We start from the raw sequence: 17,561 nt of genomic DNA, 5'->3' as shown, positions 1-17,561 counted from the left end.
TAGCGGTGTGTCAAGGGTTGCTGACCCTCTCCAGCCACTCGGTAAACAACCGAACCTTCGACAAGCCCCACTTGTCATTCGCCACATCCAGCCAATAGCCATACGGCCCTATCACCTCCACCGGGGTGATCGGCAACAGGCTGCCATTGGCCAGTTCCTTTTCGATCATCTGCCGGTCGATCACCGCCAGGCCACCACCGGCCAGGGCGGTATGGATCACTTGGTCCAGGGTGCTGAACTCCAGCCCTTGCGCGGCATCGACATCGTCGCGGCCCATTGCCGCCAGCCAGTTTTCCCAGACCTTCAAGCGCTTGCCGTTGTGCAGGATGTGCAGCAACGGCAATCGCTGCAGGTCGGGTGGCTGTCCGTCGGTGAACAACTCCGGGCTGGCGACTGCGATGTGCCGTTCCATGACCAGTAGCTGGCTGTGGCAATGGCTGTCCGCTTCGAGGCCGAAGCGGATGTGGCAGTCGATCTCGGCAAGGTTGTCGTGGCTGGCCTGGTGGGTCACGCTCAGGCTGATGTCCGGGTAGCGCTGACAGAACGCGCGCAGGTGCGCGGACAGCCAGCGGGTCGCCCAGGTCGGCGGCGCCACGATCCGCAGGCGCTGACGCAGGTTGGGCACGCGCACGGCTTGCAGGGCGCGTTCGATATGATCGAAGGCATCGCTCAGGTGCGGGGAGAGGGCGGTGCCGGCTTCGGTCAACGACAGCCCTTGGGGCGTACGAATGAACAGTGTCACGCCGAGGTAGTCTTCGAGCTGCTTGATCTGCCGGCTCACCGCGCCCTGGGTGACGTTCATGCCCAGGGCGGCCTGGCTGAAACTGCGATGCCGCGCGACCTCTTCGAAGACGCGCAGCATGTTGAGCGAGGGCAGTTGACGCATGGCGGGGGGGCTCATTTGTTTGAGTGTGCTTTGTGGTGCCTATCTGACTATTGGCAATGAGCTGATGCAAGCGTTGTTTGGGCTGACGATTTCGCTGGCAAGCCAGCTCCCACAGGTTAGGTGATCACTGTGGGAGCTGGCTTGTCGGGTCGCCGCATCGCAGCGATGGCGTCATCAAGAGCGCAATCAATGCCGGATCAGATGGCAGGACGCCTGATTTCGTCGTCTTCGTGTATCAAAAATGAATTTCCTTCGCCGCCGCTGCTCATACCTGTAGGGCGAGGAGTAGAGCCCGTGAAATCGTTGAGGCATACAGGGAGCGGCAAGGTCATGAGTCGAATATCGACGGCGAGTGGAGACCTTCAAGGCGGGTTGATTCTGGTGGTTGAGGACGACCCGCTGATTCTGGAGTTTCTCTGTGAAATTCTGCAGGAAGAAGGCTATAGGGTGGAGCCGCAGACCAGTGCGGACGCCGCCTCGGTGTACTTGCAGCGTCATGCGCAGGGCGTCGGGTTGTTGCTGACGGATATCACCATGCCCGGCACGCTCAACGGCGCCGACCTCGCCAACCTGTTCGGCGATCGCTGGCCGGACAAACCGATCATGATCATGTCCGGCTACGAGACCCCTGAAAGCTCCGGCGTGCGGCATGAAGTCTCGTTCATCAAGAAACCCTGGGCGCTGGGGCAGTTGCTCGATTGCGTGGATGGCGCGTTCAATTCACGTCGTACCTTGTAGGCGCTGCGGTGCGACGATTCGACTTGCCAGCGAAGAGGCCAGAAAGTCATGCATTGATTTCGCGGACGCCTTCGCTGGCAAGCCAGCTCCTACAGGGATCGTGTAGAGTCTTTGGGATATCCGCTAGTTCCCTGAGATAGGAAGGACCCTTTGCCAACTCCCGAATCCGTCTTCAACAACCCATACCGTGCCTTCCTGTTCGACATGGACGGCACCATCCTCACGTCGATTGCCGCCGCCGAGCGCGTCTGGGCCCATTGGGCCGTGCGCCACGGTGTCGATGTCGAGAGCTTCCTGCCCACCATCCACGGTGCCCGCGCCATCGATACCATCCAGCGCCTGGCGTTGCCCGGTGTCGATGCCGAGGCTGAAGCGGCGTGGATCACCGCAGCGGAAATCGAGGATGTCGAAGGGGTTGCAGAAGTGGCGGGTGCGGCGCGGTTCCTGAAGTCACTGCCGGCCCATCAATGGGCCATCGTCACCTCGGCACCGAGGACGCTGGCGTTGCGTCGCATGGCCGCGGCCGGGATTCCCGAGCCGGATGTGATGGTCACTGCCGAGGATGTCAGCGTGGGCAAGCCTGATCCGGCGGGGTATCGGTTGGCTGCCCGACGACTGGGGGTCGAGATAGCGGATTGCCTGGTTTTTGAAGACGCCACGGTGGGGATATTGGCGGCGCAGGCGGCGGGGGCGGATTTGGTGATTGTCACGGCGACCCATGAACAGCCGATTGAGACGGGGCATGCGACGTTGACGGGATATGACGTGGTTGCCGCGAATGTGGATTCGGTTGGCCTTATCCGCCTGCACACAATCTAATACTGTAGGAGCGAGCCTGCTCGCGAATGCGGAGTATCAGTCAACATTGATGTGGCTGACATACCGCATTCGCGAGCAGGCTCGCTCCCACATTGGATGTGTGTTGGGTTCAATAAATCTTGGGTATCAACCGCCAGCTCCGCGCGCAATAAGCCTCATATTCACCCCCGAACTGCGCCCTCAGCAGCGCCTCTTCTGAATGAATCCGCGCAATCAGCGGAATCAACGTCAACGCCGCCAGCAACAGCCCCACGCCCGAGCGAAATGCCAGCGCCCAACCCACGCCGATGACCATCATTCCCAGATAACTGGGGTTGCGCAGGTTGCGGTAGATGCCGTCGGTGACCAGGCGATGCCCCGGTTGAATCGCCACCAGCCCGCTGAAACGCTTGCCCAGCACGAACACCGGCCATAACCGCAGTGCGCCGCCGATAATGAACAGGATCGCCCCGAGCCAACGCATGCCTTCACCACCAAAGGTCCAGAAATCGATGCGGTCGGTGTAGGCCGGCAGATACCCGCTCAATAATCCGATCACCCCGAACGCTGGCAGCACCCAGCGATTGGCCCGGTCTTCTCGCTCCCCGGAGCTGAGATTGACCTCGGTGAACAGCGAAGCGATGGCCATGACGACTGTCGCCAGCGCCACCACCACCAGCGCGCCGTGGGAGAAGAAAGCGCCAATGCCGCCCAGCCCCCAAATGGCCAGGGCGAGGTAGGCGAGGGTGGACACGACGGCGAAAAACGCCAGTTTTGCCGAGATTTTCATACGACCTCCACGCACACTCCTTTCATTGTAGGAGCTGCGGTGCGACGGTTCGACTTGCCAGCGAAGGTCGTTAACGAAAACGCGTATTCCCTGAATGCTCGCGCTATCGTTGACGATCATCGCGAGCGAGCTCGCTCCTACAGGGGGATCGTCTCCGATCTGGCGCTACGCCGAATCACCTGCGGCGGTTGCCCGAACGCCCGCAGGAAGGCTTCGCGCATACGACGACGATCGGTGAAACCAGTCTCCAGGGCAATCTGGTCGAGGGTCAGGCGTCCGCGCTCGAGCATTTGCCGGGCCGCTTCCAAGCGCAGGTTTTCGATGGCCTTGGCTGGCGACTGGCCGGTTTCAGCGCGGAAGGCACGGCTGAACTGGCGCGGACTGAGGCGCGCCACGTCCGCCAGTTGATCCACCGACAGTGTCTGGGCCAGGTGTTCCCGGGCATAGCCGAGCACGGTCTGGATGCGGTCAGACTTCGGCTCCAGCGCCAGCAGCGCCGAGTGTTGCGACTGGCCACCGGCACGGCGGTGGTACATCACTAGTTTCTGTGCCACCGACCGGGCGAGTTCTGCACCGTGGTCTTTCTCCACCATGGCCAACGCCAGGTCGATGCCGGCGGTCATCCCGGCGGATGTCCAGATCGAACCGTCGATCACATAGATGCGGTCGGCCTCGACCTTGATCGATGGAAAGCGCTCCTGCAGTTGCCGCGCGTAGGCCCAATGGGTGGTGGCCCGTCGTCCTTCGAGCAAACCGGCCTGGGCCATGACAAAGGCGCCGGAGCAGATCGATGCCGTGCGCCGCGCAGTCCGTGCACTGGCACGCATGTAATCGAGTACCGCTTCGGGAGCCTGTTCGAGGATGCCATCGCCGCCGACCACGATCACCGTGTCGATCAGCCGTTCATCGAATGCTTCGGTACCGACGGTCAACCCACCGGAGGCGCGCAAGGTGCGGCCATCTTCGGACAGCACGCGCACGTCATACAACGCTTCCCCGGCGCTGAAGTTGGCGTACTCGAACACCGGCATCGCCGCCAGCGCCATGGACTGGAACCCCTCGAAAACCACAAACGCCACGCTGATCATCGCGATGCCCTCAAACGGTCATGTCCGAAAAACGTACTTTAAACGTCATTTGCGACGCGTGTCAGTCAATTTATAACAGCTCACACCCGGCGAATATCTCGCCGCACTGCAAAGGAAATTGAACATGGCTCTTTCATCCAAAGGTACTGCCCTGATCACGGGCGCTTCGTCGGGCATCGGCGCGGTCTACGCCGACCGTCTCGCCCGCCAGGGTTACAACCTGATTCTGGTGGCGCGCAGCCAAGCGAAACTCAACGCCCTGGCCAGCCGCTTGAGCAATGAAACCGGGCGCAACGTGGAAGTGGTCGCCGCTGATTTGAAAGATAAAACCGATCTACTGCGGGTTGAACAGATTCTGCGCAGCGATGCCAGCATCACTTTGCTGGTCAACAACGCCGGGGTCGGTGCGGTCCTGCCGCTGCTGGGCAGCCCGGTGGATGACATGGAAGACATGATCACCCTCAACATCACCGCCCTGACGCGCCTGGCCTATGCCGCCGCGCCCGGCTTCGTCGCCCGTGGTACCGGGACCGTGATCAACATCGCCTCGATCGTCGCCATCGCCCCGGAAATCCTCAATGGCGTGTACGGCGGGACCAAGGCGTTCGTCCTGGCTTTGAGCCAGTCGATGCTTCACGAATTGGCGGACAAGGGCGTGCGCGTCCAGGCCGTGCTGCCGGGTGCCACCGCCACGGACTTCTGGAACGAGGCCGGCCATCCGGTGGAAAACCTGCCGCAGGAAATCGTCATGTCCGTCGAGGAAATGGTCGATGCCGCGCTGACGGGCTTGGCCAATGGCGAAACGGTGACCATCCCGGGCCTGCACGACGGCGCGCAGTGGGACGATTACGAAGCCCGGCGCCAGGCGCTTACCGGGTTGCTCCACAACTCCACGTCGGCGCCGCGTTACCGTTAATTTGATTGTGTTCTTGCGCACGCTATCGCGAGCAGGCTCGCTCCCACAAGGATCAGTGCATACCCTGTGGGAGCGAGCCTGCTCGCGATGGCGTCATCAGCAACGGCTCATGAACTAAGCTTGAACAAGGACCGTTCACCGCGGGCCCGTGGAAAATTCGACGGGCCAACGGCGTGCAAAAGGAGCCCGAAATGCTTCATATCAGAACGCCCTTGATCCTGCATCCCGACCTGTCGACGCCATCGCGCCGCATCTGGCTCAAACTGGAAAACCTGCAACCCAGTGGCTCCTTCAAACTGCGCGGCATAGGGCTTTTGTGCAGTCAGGCGGCAGAGCGGGGTAAGCGCAAGGTCATCTGTCCTTCCGGCGGCAATGCCGGGTTTGCCACGGCCGTGGCTGCTTCCCGCCTGGGCTTGAAAGCCTGCATTGTGGTCCCGCACACGACCCCTGAATCCACCCGCGCCAGGATCAAGAAAACCGGTGCCGAGGTGATCGTCCATGGCAAGGTCTGGGACGAAGCCAATCTGCGGGCGAAGGAATTGGCCCAAGGCGCAGACACCGAGTACGTGCCGGCCTTCGATCATCCGGTGCTGTGGGAAGGGCATAGCACGATGATCGATGAAATTCTCGAGGATTGTCCGCAGGTCGATGCGCTGGTGACCTCGGTGGGCGGTGGTGGTTTGCTCGCAGGTATTCTCACCGGACTGATCCGCCACCATCGCATGGACTGCAGGATCATCGCCTGTGAAACGCAAGGTTCAGCCTCTTTCGCTGCCGCCGTCAGCGCCGGGCATCCGGTCAAATTCCCCCGGATCGATACGGTCGCGCGGTCGCTCGGCGCATCCCTGGTGGCTGCGTGGCCGGTCCAGCACATCCTGGATTTCCCCCACGAACTGGTCACGCTCAGCGATGAGGAAGCGATCATGGGGGTGGTGCGTTACGCCAGCGATTTGCGTCAGTTGGTCGAGCCCGCCTGCGGAGTGTCGCTGGCCATCGCCTACCTCGACCACCCGGCGATCGCCGAAGCTCACGACGTGGTGGTTGTGGTGTGTGGCGGCGTCAGCATCAGCGCGCAACTGGTGGCCGGCTGGGCTCGTTGATCGAAAAACCCTGTTGAGCCTCAAGCAAGGCAGGGCTGGAAACGCTATCCGGGTTTCACAAGCCCCACCGCTGAGGTTGGCGTTTATTGACCTTCGGCAACGCCGTCCTGGACGAGAATGGCGCGGGCCAGGTCCTCGTCGCTTGCGCTGTTGAGGTCGGGATGTGCCTGACGAATCCGCTGTAGAACCTGTTCAAGATAAACCCCGCGAATCGCACCACCACTGGCCACGAAACTGGAGGCGTCATCCCGTGCGGGAATCATCATTTTTTTATCCTTGAAGGTCGAATACAGCGAAGCGGAAACGCCGGCCGAGGTGGCGACGTCTTCCGCATCCACTTTGGCCATTGCAGAGCCGAAGGGTAAACACAACAGCAGGGAAGAAACGATAATCAGACGGCGCATGACGGTGTCCTCGTGCAGCAAAAAGGAAGTGCCTCATATTTTAGGATGCACGGCGGTCGTCGAGAGTTCCCTGTCGTTGTGCGCCCGGTTAAAAGCGGTAGAGTTCAGCCCCTTGCCGCGCAGACAATCACCTCGACCCGCAATGCCGGATCGGCCAGTTTCGCCTCGCCACAGGCCCGGGCCGGCGCATGCCCTGCCGGGACCCAGGCATCCCATACCGCATTCATCGCTGCGAAATCCGCCATGTCGGCGAGCCAGATGGTGGTTTGCAGCAGTCGTTCCCGGGACGAGCCGGCCTGCTCAAGCAAGGCATCGACTCGCGCCAGGGCATCGCGGGTCTGATCGGCAATGTTGTGCTGCGGGTCGCCCACTTGTCCGGCCAGGTACAGGGTGTTGCCATGGACAACGATCTGGCTCATGCGTTGATTGGTCTGTTGGCGCTCGATGGTTTGCATCAATGGTTCTCCTGTGGAAAGGCGTTGCTCAGAAGCGTTGCACGGAAAAACTGTCCAGCCAGCGGGGGGCATTGCCGGCGATGCAGTCGGCGACCAGTTGGCCAGTGGCCCCGGCCAGGGTCAGGCCCAGGTGCTGATGGCCGAAAGCGTAGATCAGGCGCGGCTCGTTCGGCGACGGGCCAATGACCGGCAGCGAGTCGGGCAGGGAAGGGCGAAAGCCCAGCCATTTGCGCGCGACCGGTTGGGTCAGGCCCATCACGCGACGCACGTGACGTTCCAGATAATCGAAACGCTTGGGGTTGGCCGGGTCATTGATCGAGCCGAGCTCCACGGTGCCCGCCACGCGCAGGCGGCCGGCCATGGGGGTCATGTAGAACGCGCTTTCCACCGGACAGCAGGGCCGGTTGAGCAGGGTGTCTTGCAAGTCGAATTCAATGTGGTAGCCGCGTTCGGTATCCAGCGGGATGTGATCGCCCACCTGGCGCGCCAGCGCTGCCGACCACGCGCCGCCGCACAGCACGACGCGGTCGGCGCGCCAGGCTTTCCCTTCGGCGCTGTTAAGGTACAAGCCGTCACTCTTGCGTTGCAGGGTGGTGATCGTTGCCTGATGCAGGGCCCCCTCGTCGATCAGCGGTGCCGCCAGCGCTTCGATGAATGCGCGTGGGTCATCCATGTGCGACGACTCGGGGAACAGGATGCCACCGACCGCTTTTCCCGCCAGCGCCGGTTCCAGCTGTTCGACCTCTGCCGCTTTCAGCACCTGTTGGGCAATGCCCAGCGAACGGCGCAATTCAATGGCCGATTGCGCCCCGGCGAGACCCTGCTCGGTGCCGTAGGCATAGAGGCAGCCGTTGTGACGCAAGTGCCCGTCAGCCTGCGGACAGTCAGCCAGCAACGGCGCATAGCCGCTGTAGGTGTGCTGGAGGATCTGGCTCAGGGCCTGGGTGTTGGCCTCGCAGCGTGAGGCGCGACATTCATTGAGAAACCGCAGCAACCAGGGCATCAATGTGGGTAAGCGTGCCCAGTTGATGACGAAGGGCGATTCCTTCGAAAACAGCAGCGACGGAATCGCCTTCAACAGAGACGGCTGGGCAATCGGCATCACGCCATAAGGCGCAAGCGTGCCGGCATTGCCATAGGACGCGCCGCTGGCAATGCCCTCGCGTTCCAGCAACACCACCTGGTAACCCTGGCGCCGCAGCCAGAGTGCGGTGGCAACCCCGACCACCCCGGCACCGATAACGGCGATTTCGCAATGAACTGGCTGTGTCATGTTCCTCAGATCCGGTTGTGCATGTAGAGGTGACCCTGGCGCGCCAACTGGCTGATGGTCCCCAGGGCTTTGATCAGCTGCTCCCGTGACAGGGCCGCCGAGATATTGATGCGCACCGCTTGCGGCGAAAGTTCCGGATGCAGGGTGAAAGCGCCGCCGGCGAGCAGCACCACGCCACGGTCCTGACACAGCCGGGCAAAGCGCGAGCCGGTCCAGGGATGTGGCAGCACCAGCCAGGCATGGGTGCCCGTGGCGCTGTGCTGGAATTCCAGGCCTTCGAGATGGGTGGCAAGCAGCGACTGGCGAATGCGCAATTCTTCGCGCTGCTCCGAGACCAGCTGGTCGGCATGTCCATCCTCGATCAACCGGGTGGCGATCAGCGCGGTCAGCGGCGATGTGCTCCAGCAGTCGATGCGCTGCATGGCGGCAATGTCCTGCACCAGCGGTGGCGGGGCCATGACAAAGCCCATGCGCAACCCCGGTGCGATGCATTTGGACAGGGCGGAAATGTAGATCGTGCGTTCCGGCATCAACGCCGCGAAGGCCGGTGGCGATTGATCCAGCAGCGGGCGATACACGTCGTCCTCGATCACCAGCAGATGGGTTTGGCGAATGACAGCCGCCAGTTCTTCACGGCGTTCGGCGTCCAGGGTGATGGCGGTCGGGTTATGGATCGATGGCACCAGAAACAACAGTCGCGGCTGATGCTCGACGCAGGCCTGGCGCAGGGCTTCGGGGGACATGCCGCGCTCGTCGGCATCGACGCCGATCAGAATCAGGCCCAGGGAGCGGCACAAGGCATTAATGCCCTGATAGGTCACGCTGTCGGCCAGCACGGTATCGCCGCTGTTGGTCAGGCTGCGCAAGGTACTGGCGATGCCATGCTGGGCGCCTTCGACGATCAACATCTGCGAGGCCTGGGCCTCGACGCCAGTGTGGCGCAACCATTGCGCGGCAGCCTCGCGGGCCCAAAGCGGGCCTTCCGACGGGTGATAGTCCTTCATGTCGCCAAAGCGCGGGTCGCTGGAGAGGCGCGGCAGCAACTGCGCCAACACTCGATTGAAACCGTCGGTGGCCGGCCGATTGACGCTCAGGTCGACGGTGCCCGGATCATTGCTCGGTGCCGACTGAAACTGCGCCGCCGGATGCCTTGGCTGTGCAACTTGAGTGCCGCGTCCGGGGCGACTTTCCACCAGGCCTTTTTGCTGCAGCAGCGCCATGGCTTTGGTCACGGTGGTGATGTTCACCCCCAGTGCGCTGGCGAAGTCGCGGTGCGGCGGCAGGCGCTCGCCCGGCTTGAGCTTGCCATTGCCGATCGCTTCGGCCAGTGAGTCGGCCAATTGCGCGTACAGGGTTTCTGCCTTGTCGCGCTGCAACGCCGCACTGGCCTTCAGTTCATCCAGCAGTTGTTCGAATTGACTCATGGTGCTTTATCCCTGCTTGTCATGCTTGTAGCAAGACAATAAGCAAATTTGTATTGCTTTTTATCCGATACAAAGCCCATTGACAAGCTAAAAAACCGTGATTAGTGTGTGAGTTGTAATGCTTGTCATGCAACACAATAAGAAAATGGCTGCCATGCGCAGTCCAACGGGTACGCACATGACTATCAAGACATTCCAGCCAGGCTCGCCCCAGGCTTGCCGACACCACCGACTCATCCGCCTGGCAGCAGGCGGCACAGAGTATCCGGTGTGTTGTCCCCCTCATGCAAAGTCTTCTCCGACATTATCCGGTCGATCGACCCTATCCCGTGCAGCGGAGGCCATCCGATGAGCAACGCCCAGCCAACCCAGACCTCAACCCGGACAAGAACCGGGCAACAACGCCTCAGCGGTGCATTGCGCCAGCGCCACATCACCATGATTTCCCTCGGCGGCATCATCGGTGCCGGCCTGTTTGTCGGCAGCAGCGCAACGATTCAGGCGATTGGGCCGGCGGCTTTCCTGAGTTATCTCGCTGCCGGTATCGTGGTCATGCTGGTGATGCGCATGCTCGGCGAAATGGCGGTGGCGCTGCCGGGTGTCGGCTCCTTTACCGAATACGCACGCATCGGCCTGGGCAATTGGGTGGGATTCACCAGCGGCTGGTTGTACTGGTACTTCTGGGTGATCGTGGTGGCCGTGGAAGCGGTGGTCGGCGCCAATATCCTCGAGCAGTGGATACCGCTGCCGGCATGGATGATCGGCCTGAGCCTGCTGGCGATCATGACCGCCATCAACTGCCTGTCGGTGAAGTCCTATGGCGAATTCGAGTACTGGTTCGCCTCGTTGAAGGTCTTCGCGATCATCGTCTTCATCTTCGTGGTGGGCGCCTACCTGTTCGGATTTGCACCGAGCACCAGCGACTTGCTGGGCAACCTGGTGAATGCCCGCGGCTTCATGCCGTACGGCGTGAGCGCGATTCTGGCCGGGGTGCCGACAGTGATCTTTGCCGTGGGCGGTGCCGAGATCGCGACGATTGCCGCCGCCGAATCCGACGACCCTTCGAAGAACGTGGCGAACATGACCCGTTCGGTGATTTTCCGTGTCATCACCTTTTACGTCGGTTCGATTTTCCTGATCGTCTGCGTGGTGCCCTGGGGGCAGATCGTCGCCGGGCATTCGCCGTTCGTGGCGGCGCTGGAGGTGCTGCACATTCCCGGCGCGGCGATGATCATGCAGGCGGTAGTGCTGGTGGCCGTGCTGTCGGCGCTGAACTCCGGCCTTTATGTGTCTTCGCGGATTCTGTTCGGCCTCAGCCAGCGCGGTGATGCACCGGCAAAACTGGCGGTGCTCACCGGGCGCAAAGTGCCACGGGCCGCCGTGCTGCTCAGCAGCGTGATCGGCTACATCGCAATCATGGCAGCGATCATTTCTCCCCAAGGTGTGTTCCTGTTCCTGGTCAACGCCTCCGGTGCGGTGATGCTGTTTGTGTACCTGGCGGTGGCGCTGGCGCAGATCAAGGTGCGCCGTCAGGTCGAAGCCACGGCGCCGGAGCGGCTGACCCTCAGGATGTGGCTGTTTCCTTGGCTGTCCTATGCTGTGGTGGCAGTGATCGCGGGTGTTTTGATCGCCATGGCGTTCCAGGAATCGTTGCGGACACAGTTCCTGGCCAGCCTCGTCAGTCTCGGCGTGGTATCTGCCGCGTACCTGATCCTCAGGCGCCAGCGGCACCACGACGCCCAACCCCATGCCAATGCGATCGACATCCTCGCGGGGTTGCCGACACGGCCATAAATCACACAGCACTTCATTAACAGGGAGCATCGAGCCACGGACGGCGGTTGAGCAACAAGGCTTGTACCGGTCAAAAACAATAAATTTGCCAATAGGTGATCTATGTCCGACTTCAAGTTCGATACCCAGGGTTTCTCCCGCCGCGGGCTGCTCAAAGCCGCCGGCTATGGCTCATTGGCGGTATTGGCCGCCAGTGCGACGGGACCGATGTCCTTCGCGTTCGCCGCCGACAAGCCCATCAAGACCGTGCGCCCCGGCTACCTCACCGCCGCGTGCCTGGGCGACATGCCCCTGGGTGCCATGCGTGAGGGCACGCCCGTCGGCACCGATCTGGAACTGCTCAAGCTCATTGCCGACCGTCTCGAACTCAAGCTCGACGTGCTGACCATGGGCTTCCCGGCGGTGGTCGAAGCGGTCAGGTCCGGGCGCGCCGACTGGTTCGGCGGCAACTTTGCCTGGAACCCGATGCGCTCGAAGATCCTGCTGCTCACCGACCCGGTGTTCTACACCGGGGCCTACGTGATCATGCGCGACAGCGAACCGTTCGACACCTCCATCACCGTCAACGACGTGAAGGGCCGCACCATCGGCGCCATCACCGGCTATTTCACCATCCCCGACATGAAGAAAATCGAGGGTGTGAAAGAGGTCAAGCTCTACGACAACACCGATTCCTGCCTGCGCGATGTACGCGCCGGGCGCCTGGATTTCGCCGTGCTCGATGCCCCGACCATCGACTACATGATCCTTCAGGACCCGAGTCTCAAGCTCAAGCAAATCCCCATGGCCTACGATGAAAAATTCCCCAGCCTGACCGCCAAGTTCGAGGCTATCTGGGGCGTTCATCCGCAGAACCAGGACCTGTTCGACGGCGTTAACCAGGGGCTGCGCTGGCTGAAGGCGACCGACCAGATCAAACCGGTCCTGGCCAAGTACGGCATCAAAAACCCTGACTACCTCGTACCACCGGCCAAGAACCCGCGCATCGGCGTGGACCGCGACGAGAAGGGCAATCTGATCGGTCCGTTCGAGCATCCACCGCGTGATTTCAGTCAGGCTTTTGCCTGAGTAGAGGACCTGGCTCATGGCTGAATCAACACCACTGGTGCGCATCGAAGGGCTGCACAAATCCTTCGGCAGCCTGGATGTGCTCAAAGGCATCGACCTCAATGTGCAGCAGGGTCAGAAGATCTCGCTCATCGGTCCCAGCGGCTCGGGCAAGACCACCTTGCTGCGCTGCGTCAATTACCTGGAAGAACCGACCAGAGGCGACATTTACATCGATAACGAACTCATCGGCCAGCGCCTTGTGGGCACCCGCAAGGTGCCCATGAGTGACAAGGAATTGGCTCGGATGCGCACCGGAATCGGCATGGTGTTCCAGCGCTTCAACCTGTTCCCGCACCTTTCGGTGCTGGACAACATCATTCTCGGCCCGCTCAAGGTGCAACAGCGCAACCGTGCCGAAGCGGTGGAACAGGCCGAGGACCTGCTGAACAAGGTCGGTATGTTCGCCAAGCGCGACGCGTTTCCGGAACAACTCTCCGGCGGGCAGCAGCAGCGCATTGCCATCGCCCGGGCGCTGGCGATGAAACCCAAGCTGATGCTGTTCGACGAAGCCACCTCGGCGCTCGACCCGGAGCTGGTGGGCGAGGTGCTGGGCGTCATGCGCAAGCTGGCGGAGGAGGGCATGACGATGATTATCGTGACCCACGAAATGCGCTTCGCCGAAAGCGTCTCCGATCAGGTGATCTTCATGGCCGATGGCAACATCGTCGAACAGGGCCCGCCCCGGCAGATTTTCCGCGAGAGCCAGATCGAACGCACCCGCTCCTTCATCCGCGCCGTGCAGGAGCACTGATCAATGTTCGATACCACCGCGCTGCACAAAGCCATCGACATGCTGCCGTACTTCCTGAACGTACTGGGGCTCGGTGCCCTGACCACGTTGGGGCTGACCTTCGCGGCATTCATCGTGGCGGCGCTATTGGGGTTTTGCCTGGCGCTGATGCGTCTGTCCCGCAGTCGTATCCTGAGCCTGATCGCCAGTGTGTACCTGGAGATCTTTCGCAACATCCCGATCCTGACCCAACTGTTCATCCTGTACTTCGGCCTGACCTACATCGGCATCACCCTGCCGGCCATCGGCGCCGCGATCATCGGTTTCGGCCTCAATGGCGCGGCGATTCTGTCGGAGGTGTTCCGCTCGAGTATCCGCACCATCGACCGCGGGCAAAGCGAGGCGGCATTTTCCATTGGCATGACCCGCTCCCTGGCGATGCGCCTCATCGTACTGCCGCAGGCGTTCAAAGTGGCCATTCCGGGGATGGCCAACTTTGCCATCGGCCTGCTCAAGGACACGTCCCTGGCGTCGGCGGCGGCAGTGCCCGAACTGACCTTCAAGGCGAAAATGCTGGTCAGCGAAACCTACCAGACCAACCTGATCTACTTCTTGCTGGCCATGATCTACCTGGCGTTGAGCCTGGTGCTTTCCCACTGGGCGGCGCGCACCGAGCGCCGTCTCAAAGTCGTCAAGGAGAACTGATATGGGCTATGGCGAACTGTGGGAAGCCACCCATGTCGAGTTCCTGGCGGCGGCATGGGCCACGTTGCAACTGGCATTCGGCGCGTTGGTCATTGGTTTGATCGTCGGCTTGTTGGTGGCGCTCGCACGCCTGTCGCGCAGCCGGCCAGTGCGGCGGGTGGCGTTGACCTACATCGAGCTGTTTCGTGGCACCCCGGCATTGGTGCAGTTGTTCATCGTCTATTTCAGCCTGACCGAAATCGGCGTTCAGTTCAGCTCGTTCCAGGCGGCGATGATCGGCCTGGGGCTCAACGCCGCCGCGTACCTGGCGGAGATTTACCGTGCGGGGCTGGAAGCCGTGCCCAAAGGGCAGGTGGAAGCGGCCAAGGCGATTGGCATGCCCCATCTCAAGGTGCTGCGCTGGGTCGTGTTACCCCAGGCCATTCGCATCGTGCTGGCGCCGATCGGCAATGTCGCGATCTCGCTGCTCAAAGACACCTCGGTGGCATCGCTGATCGCGGCGCCGGATTTGATGCTGCGGGCGCAGGATTTGAGTTCGGTGTATTTCATGCCGCTGGAGATCTACATCCTGGTGGGCGGGATTTATTTTGCGTTGTGTTATCCGTTGTCGCTGGGGGTGCGGTTGTTGGAGCGCAGGACGCGGCACTGAGGTGAGGTTCAATCCACTTGTGGGAGCGAGCCTGCTCGCGAAAGCGGTGTGTCATTCAGCATGAATGTTGGCTGACCCGGCCCCTTCGCGAGCAGGCTCGCTCCCACAGGGAATCGGGGGCAACTGCAAAACTCACCGCGAAAACCGACTCCGGTAATCCCGCGGCGAAACCCCGAGGTTGCGCTGGAACGTCAGACGCATCCGCTCTTCATCGCCAAAACCGCACAATCGGGAGATTTGATCGATGTTGCGCTCGGAATCTTCCAGCAGGCGCCGGGCGGCTTCCATCCGTAGTACCTCTACAGCCTTGGCCGGGGTGCGGCCGGTCTTGAGTTTGTAGACCCGGGCAAAATTGCGAGGGCTCATCTGCACCTGTTGGGCGAGGGTTTCGACCGTGAGGTTTTCCCCGGCCAGGTTGTGCGAGATCCACAGGTGCAGGTCATCGAATACCGCGCCTTCGCTGGTTTGCGATTGCAGCAATTGACTGTACTGGGCTTGCCCGCCGGGGCGCTTGAGGAACACCACCATTTCCCGTGCCACCTGCAGCGCCACTTCACGCCCGCAATCCTCTTCGACCAGCGCCAGGGCGAGGTCGATGCCGGCGCTGACACCGGCGGACGTCCAGACCGAACCGTGCTTGACGAAGATCGCATCGCTATCGACGTCAATCGACGGGTAGTGCTCCTTGAGCATGTCGCACATCTTCCAGTGGGTGGCGGCGCGTCGGCCTTCCAGCAAGCCGGCCTCGGCCAGCAGAAAGGTGCCGCTGCACACCGAAGCGGTGCGTTTGACTTTGCCCGATGCCTCTGCCAGCCAGGCGACCAGATCCAGGGAAAAGCTCATGGCCTGGAGAATGTTCGGTGCGCCCGGAGCGATCAACGTATCGATCGAGTCAACGTCAAAATCGCTTAACGGCAAGGTATGAACGGCCAGGCCCTCGGCGGTGTGCATCAAGCCGCCGGCCAGGCTGGCGGTGTGCAACGTATACCCCGGCAGATTGAGCGCGTGCCTGTACCTGGACGCGGCCCAGAACACGGTTTGCGCGCCGGTCAGGTCCAGCAGGCCCATTTCGGGGTAGGCGAGGAATACGATCAACCGCGGTGGGTCAGGTTGAATGTCGGGTGGTGGATCGGGGCAGACGGCGGAGCTGGCGATGTCGTTCATGAGCTTCTGTTTTAGCGAGTTGGAATAATCATAATTCGCAAACGGTATAAACGTGATGGCTGCTGATCGGCTGTCAGGAATTCAGGGTTTTATGTCAGTGGCCCGACAAAGTCTAGTCCTGCCGCTGGCGCTTGGTTGTAGGATATTCGCTCGCTGTCTGCCTCGATAACTTGAACGAAGGTAGAGATCATGTCCAAGAGCATAGTGATTGTGGGCGCCGGCTTCGCCGGCGTCTGGAGCGCCTTGGGTGCGGCCCGTGTGCTCGACGTCAATGGCAAGAGCGCCGATGTCGAGGTGACGCTGGTTTCCCCGCGACCGGAACTGGTTATCAGGCCGCGTCTGTATGAACCCTCACCCCACGAAATGACCGCACCCTTGATGCCGATGCTGGACGCCGTGGGCGTCAAGTTTCTCGGCGCCGAAGTCGAACGCATCGACACTACCGCCCGTCAAGTCATCGCCCGGACCGTCGCCGGGCGAAACATTAACCTGGTCTATGACCGCCTGTTGCTGACCAGCGGCAGCATACTCAATCGTCCGCCGGTGCCCGGGTTGGCCGAATACGCCTTTGCCTCGGATCAGTTGCCCGATGCAGTGGAACTGGAAGAACACCTGGTCGGGCTACGCACATTGCCGGACACGCCGGAACGCAACACGGTCGTGGTGGTGGGCGGAGGCTTCACCGGCCTGGAAGTGGCCACTGAACTGCCGGAAAAACTGCGCAGAATCCTTGGTACGGATGCTGCGTTCCGCGTTGTCGTGGTCGAGCGCGCGGATGACATCGGCCCGGATCTGGGCCCAAGCCCACGGCCATTGATCATTGAGGCATTGAAGCAGATGGGCATCGAGTTCCAGGTCGGCTCCGGGGTGGTCGCCATCGATGCCGATGGCGTGCAGACCGCCAACGGTCAGCGGATCGACGCCCAGACCGTGATCTGGACCGGCGGGCTGGTGGCCAGCGGCCTGACCTCGCAAGTGTCGTCGCAACTCGACCGCCTGGGGCGTGCCGAAGTGACCGACGACTTGCGCGTGATCGGCACCGATCACGTGTTTGCCGCCGGTGATGTGGCCAGGGCATTGACTGACGACCAGGGTCATTACTCGCTGATGTCCTGCCAGCACGCGATCATCATGGGGCGCTTTGGCGGGCACAACGTGGCTGCCGACCTGCTGGGTGTGCCGACACTTCCTTACCGTCAACCCTTCTATGCCACCTGCCTGGACCTGGGCGAGTGGGGCGCGGTGTACACCGAAGGCTGGGATCGCCAGATCGTGCTGACCCACGATGAAGGCAAGGAGCGCAAGCGCATGATCAACACCCAATGGATATACCCGCCAGCCGCGAACCGTGCCGATGCGCTGGCGGCGGGCGACCCTCTGGCATCCTTTTAGGCGCAGCCCATTGCAGGAGCGAGCAAGCTCGCTCCTGCAGTTAGGATTGGGTACTCGTGAGTTTTTAGAACAATTGAATTGTCGATCCCTGTCTGTTTCCGCAAAAAAGGGCTGCGTACCTTGATCCACCGAAACCAGGCAAGGC

18 protein-coding genes are annotated in these 17,561 nt (G+C 61.7%); 10 read left to right on the top strand and 8 right to left on the bottom strand.

Features of this window, described 5'->3' with window-relative positions:
- Nucleotides 1-10: 10 nt before the first annotated feature.
- On the bottom strand, nucleotides 11-886 hold the full coding sequence (locus LAB08_RS19105; RefSeq protein WP_096510227.1) for a LysR substrate-binding domain-containing protein: 876 nt from the start codon (nucleotides 884-886) through the stop codon (nucleotides 11-13).
- Between the two features lie 330 nt (nucleotides 887-1,216).
- On the opposite strand from LAB08_RS19105, the gene LAB08_RS19100 reads away from it, so the two are divergent.
- Together LAB08_RS19100 and LAB08_RS19095 are read left to right on the top strand one after the other, a co-directional pair.
- Nucleotides 1,217-1,624, top strand: a complete 408-nt coding sequence (locus LAB08_RS19100; RefSeq protein ID WP_096510228.1) for a response regulator — start codon at nucleotides 1,217-1,219, stop codon at nucleotides 1,622-1,624.
- A 150-nt stretch (nucleotides 1,625-1,774) separates the two neighbouring features.
- The gene (locus tag LAB08_RS19095; RefSeq protein WP_096510229.1) at nucleotides 1,775-2,443 is read left to right on the top strand and encodes an HAD-IA family hydrolase; all 669 of its coding nucleotides are present in this window, start codon (nucleotides 1,775-1,777) and stop codon (nucleotides 2,441-2,443) included.
- Nucleotides 2,444-2,552: 109 nt separating this feature from the next.
- On the opposite strand, the gene LAB08_RS19090 is transcribed toward LAB08_RS19095, so the two are convergent.
- Together LAB08_RS19090 and LAB08_RS19085 are read right to left on the bottom strand one after the other, a co-directional pair.
- Complete coding sequence (locus tag LAB08_RS19090) at nucleotides 2,553-3,212, bottom strand: methyltransferase family protein (protein WP_096510230.1); 660 nt, start codon at nucleotides 3,210-3,212, stop codon at nucleotides 2,553-2,555.
- A gap of 137 nt (nucleotides 3,213-3,349) precedes the next feature.
- Nucleotides 3,350-4,300, bottom strand: coding sequence for a GlxA family transcriptional regulator (locus tag LAB08_RS19085; protein WP_096510231.1), 951 nt, complete (start codon nucleotides 4,298-4,300; stop codon nucleotides 3,350-3,352).
- Nucleotides 4,301-4,424: 124 nt separating this feature from the next.
- On the opposite strand from LAB08_RS19085, the gene LAB08_RS19080 reads away from it, so the two are divergent.
- Nucleotides 4,425-5,216, top strand: a complete 792-nt coding sequence (locus LAB08_RS19080) for an SDR family NAD(P)-dependent oxidoreductase (RefSeq protein ID WP_096510232.1) — start codon at nucleotides 4,425-4,427, stop codon at nucleotides 5,214-5,216.
- A 191-nt stretch (nucleotides 5,217-5,407) separates the two neighbouring features.
- On the top strand, nucleotides 5,408-6,316 hold the full coding sequence (locus LAB08_RS19075) for a pyridoxal-phosphate dependent enzyme (RefSeq protein WP_096510233.1): 909 nt from the start codon (nucleotides 5,408-5,410) through the stop codon (nucleotides 6,314-6,316).
- An 83-nt stretch (nucleotides 6,317-6,399) separates the two neighbouring features.
- Here LAB08_RS19075 and LAB08_RS19070 read toward each other — a convergent pair whose 3' ends face one another.
- The 4 genes from LAB08_RS19070 to LAB08_RS19055 form a co-directional block, all read right to left on the bottom strand.
- Nucleotides 6,400-6,720, bottom strand: coding sequence for a DUF2388 domain-containing protein (locus LAB08_RS19070; RefSeq protein ID WP_096515301.1), 321 nt, complete (start codon nucleotides 6,718-6,720; stop codon nucleotides 6,400-6,402).
- A 104-nt stretch (nucleotides 6,721-6,824) separates the two neighbouring features.
- Nucleotides 6,825-7,175: a RidA family protein gene (locus LAB08_RS19065; RefSeq protein WP_096510234.1), complete on the bottom strand. Its 351-nt coding sequence runs from the start codon at nucleotides 7,173-7,175 to the stop codon at nucleotides 6,825-6,827.
- A 28-nt stretch (nucleotides 7,176-7,203) separates the two neighbouring features.
- Complete coding sequence (locus LAB08_RS19060) at nucleotides 7,204-8,448, bottom strand: NAD(P)/FAD-dependent oxidoreductase (protein ID WP_096510235.1); 1,245 nt, start codon at nucleotides 8,446-8,448, stop codon at nucleotides 7,204-7,206.
- 5 nt (nucleotides 8,449-8,453) lie between these two features.
- Nucleotides 8,454-9,872 carry an aminotransferase-like domain-containing protein gene (locus LAB08_RS19055; protein ID WP_096510236.1) on the bottom strand — a complete coding sequence of 473 codons (1,419 nt, stop codon included), beginning with the start codon at nucleotides 9,870-9,872 and terminating at the stop codon, nucleotides 8,454-8,456.
- Nucleotides 9,873-10,220: 348 nt separating this feature from the next.
- Between LAB08_RS19055 and LAB08_RS19050 the strand changes: the two genes are divergently transcribed.
- The 5 genes from LAB08_RS19050 (at nucleotide 10,221) to LAB08_RS19030 (ending at nucleotide 14,860) form a co-directional block, all read left to right on the top strand.
- Entirely contained in the window at nucleotides 10,221-11,666 is a 1,446-nt protein-coding gene (locus tag LAB08_RS19050) for an amino acid permease (protein WP_096510237.1), read from the top strand.
- A 102-nt stretch (nucleotides 11,667-11,768) separates the two neighbouring features.
- Nucleotides 11,769-12,734: an ABC transporter substrate-binding protein gene (locus LAB08_RS19045; protein WP_096510238.1), complete on the top strand. Its 966-nt coding sequence runs from the start codon at nucleotides 11,769-11,771 to the stop codon at nucleotides 12,732-12,734.
- A 16-nt stretch (nucleotides 12,735-12,750) separates the two neighbouring features.
- Nucleotides 12,751-13,527, top strand: a complete 777-nt coding sequence (locus LAB08_RS19040; RefSeq protein WP_096510239.1) for an amino acid ABC transporter ATP-binding protein — start codon at nucleotides 12,751-12,753, stop codon at nucleotides 13,525-13,527.
- 3 nt (nucleotides 13,528-13,530) lie between these two features.
- Nucleotides 13,531-14,211, top strand: coding sequence for an amino acid ABC transporter permease (locus tag LAB08_RS19035; protein WP_096510240.1), 681 nt, complete (start codon nucleotides 13,531-13,533; stop codon nucleotides 14,209-14,211).
- Between the two features lies 1 nt (nucleotide 14,212).
- Nucleotides 14,213-14,860: an amino acid ABC transporter permease gene (locus LAB08_RS19030; RefSeq protein WP_096510241.1), complete on the top strand. Its 648-nt coding sequence runs from the start codon at nucleotides 14,213-14,215 to the stop codon at nucleotides 14,858-14,860.
- A gap of 132 nt (nucleotides 14,861-14,992) precedes the next feature.
- Here LAB08_RS19030 and LAB08_RS19025 read toward each other — a convergent pair whose 3' ends face one another.
- Nucleotides 14,993-16,024, bottom strand: a complete 1,032-nt coding sequence (locus tag LAB08_RS19025; RefSeq protein ID WP_096510242.1) for a GlxA family transcriptional regulator — start codon at nucleotides 16,022-16,024, stop codon at nucleotides 14,993-14,995.
- 189 nt (nucleotides 16,025-16,213) lie between these two features.
- On the opposite strand from LAB08_RS19025, the gene LAB08_RS19020 reads away from it, so the two are divergent.
- Nucleotides 16,214-17,416 (top strand): NAD(P)/FAD-dependent oxidoreductase, encoded by a 1,203-nt coding sequence (locus LAB08_RS19020; protein WP_096510243.1) that lies wholly within the window; start codon nucleotides 16,214-16,216, stop codon nucleotides 17,414-17,416.
- Nucleotides 17,417-17,561: the final 145 nt, after the last annotated feature.

The sequence above is a fragment of the Pseudomonas izuensis genome, from assembly GCF_002356535.2.
GTDB lineage: Bacteria > Pseudomonadota > Gammaproteobacteria > Pseudomonadales > Pseudomonadaceae > Aquipseudomonas > Aquipseudomonas izuensis.
Note: the sequence above shows the minus strand (reverse complement) of the source record. Positions and strands in the feature narration are given on the sequence as shown.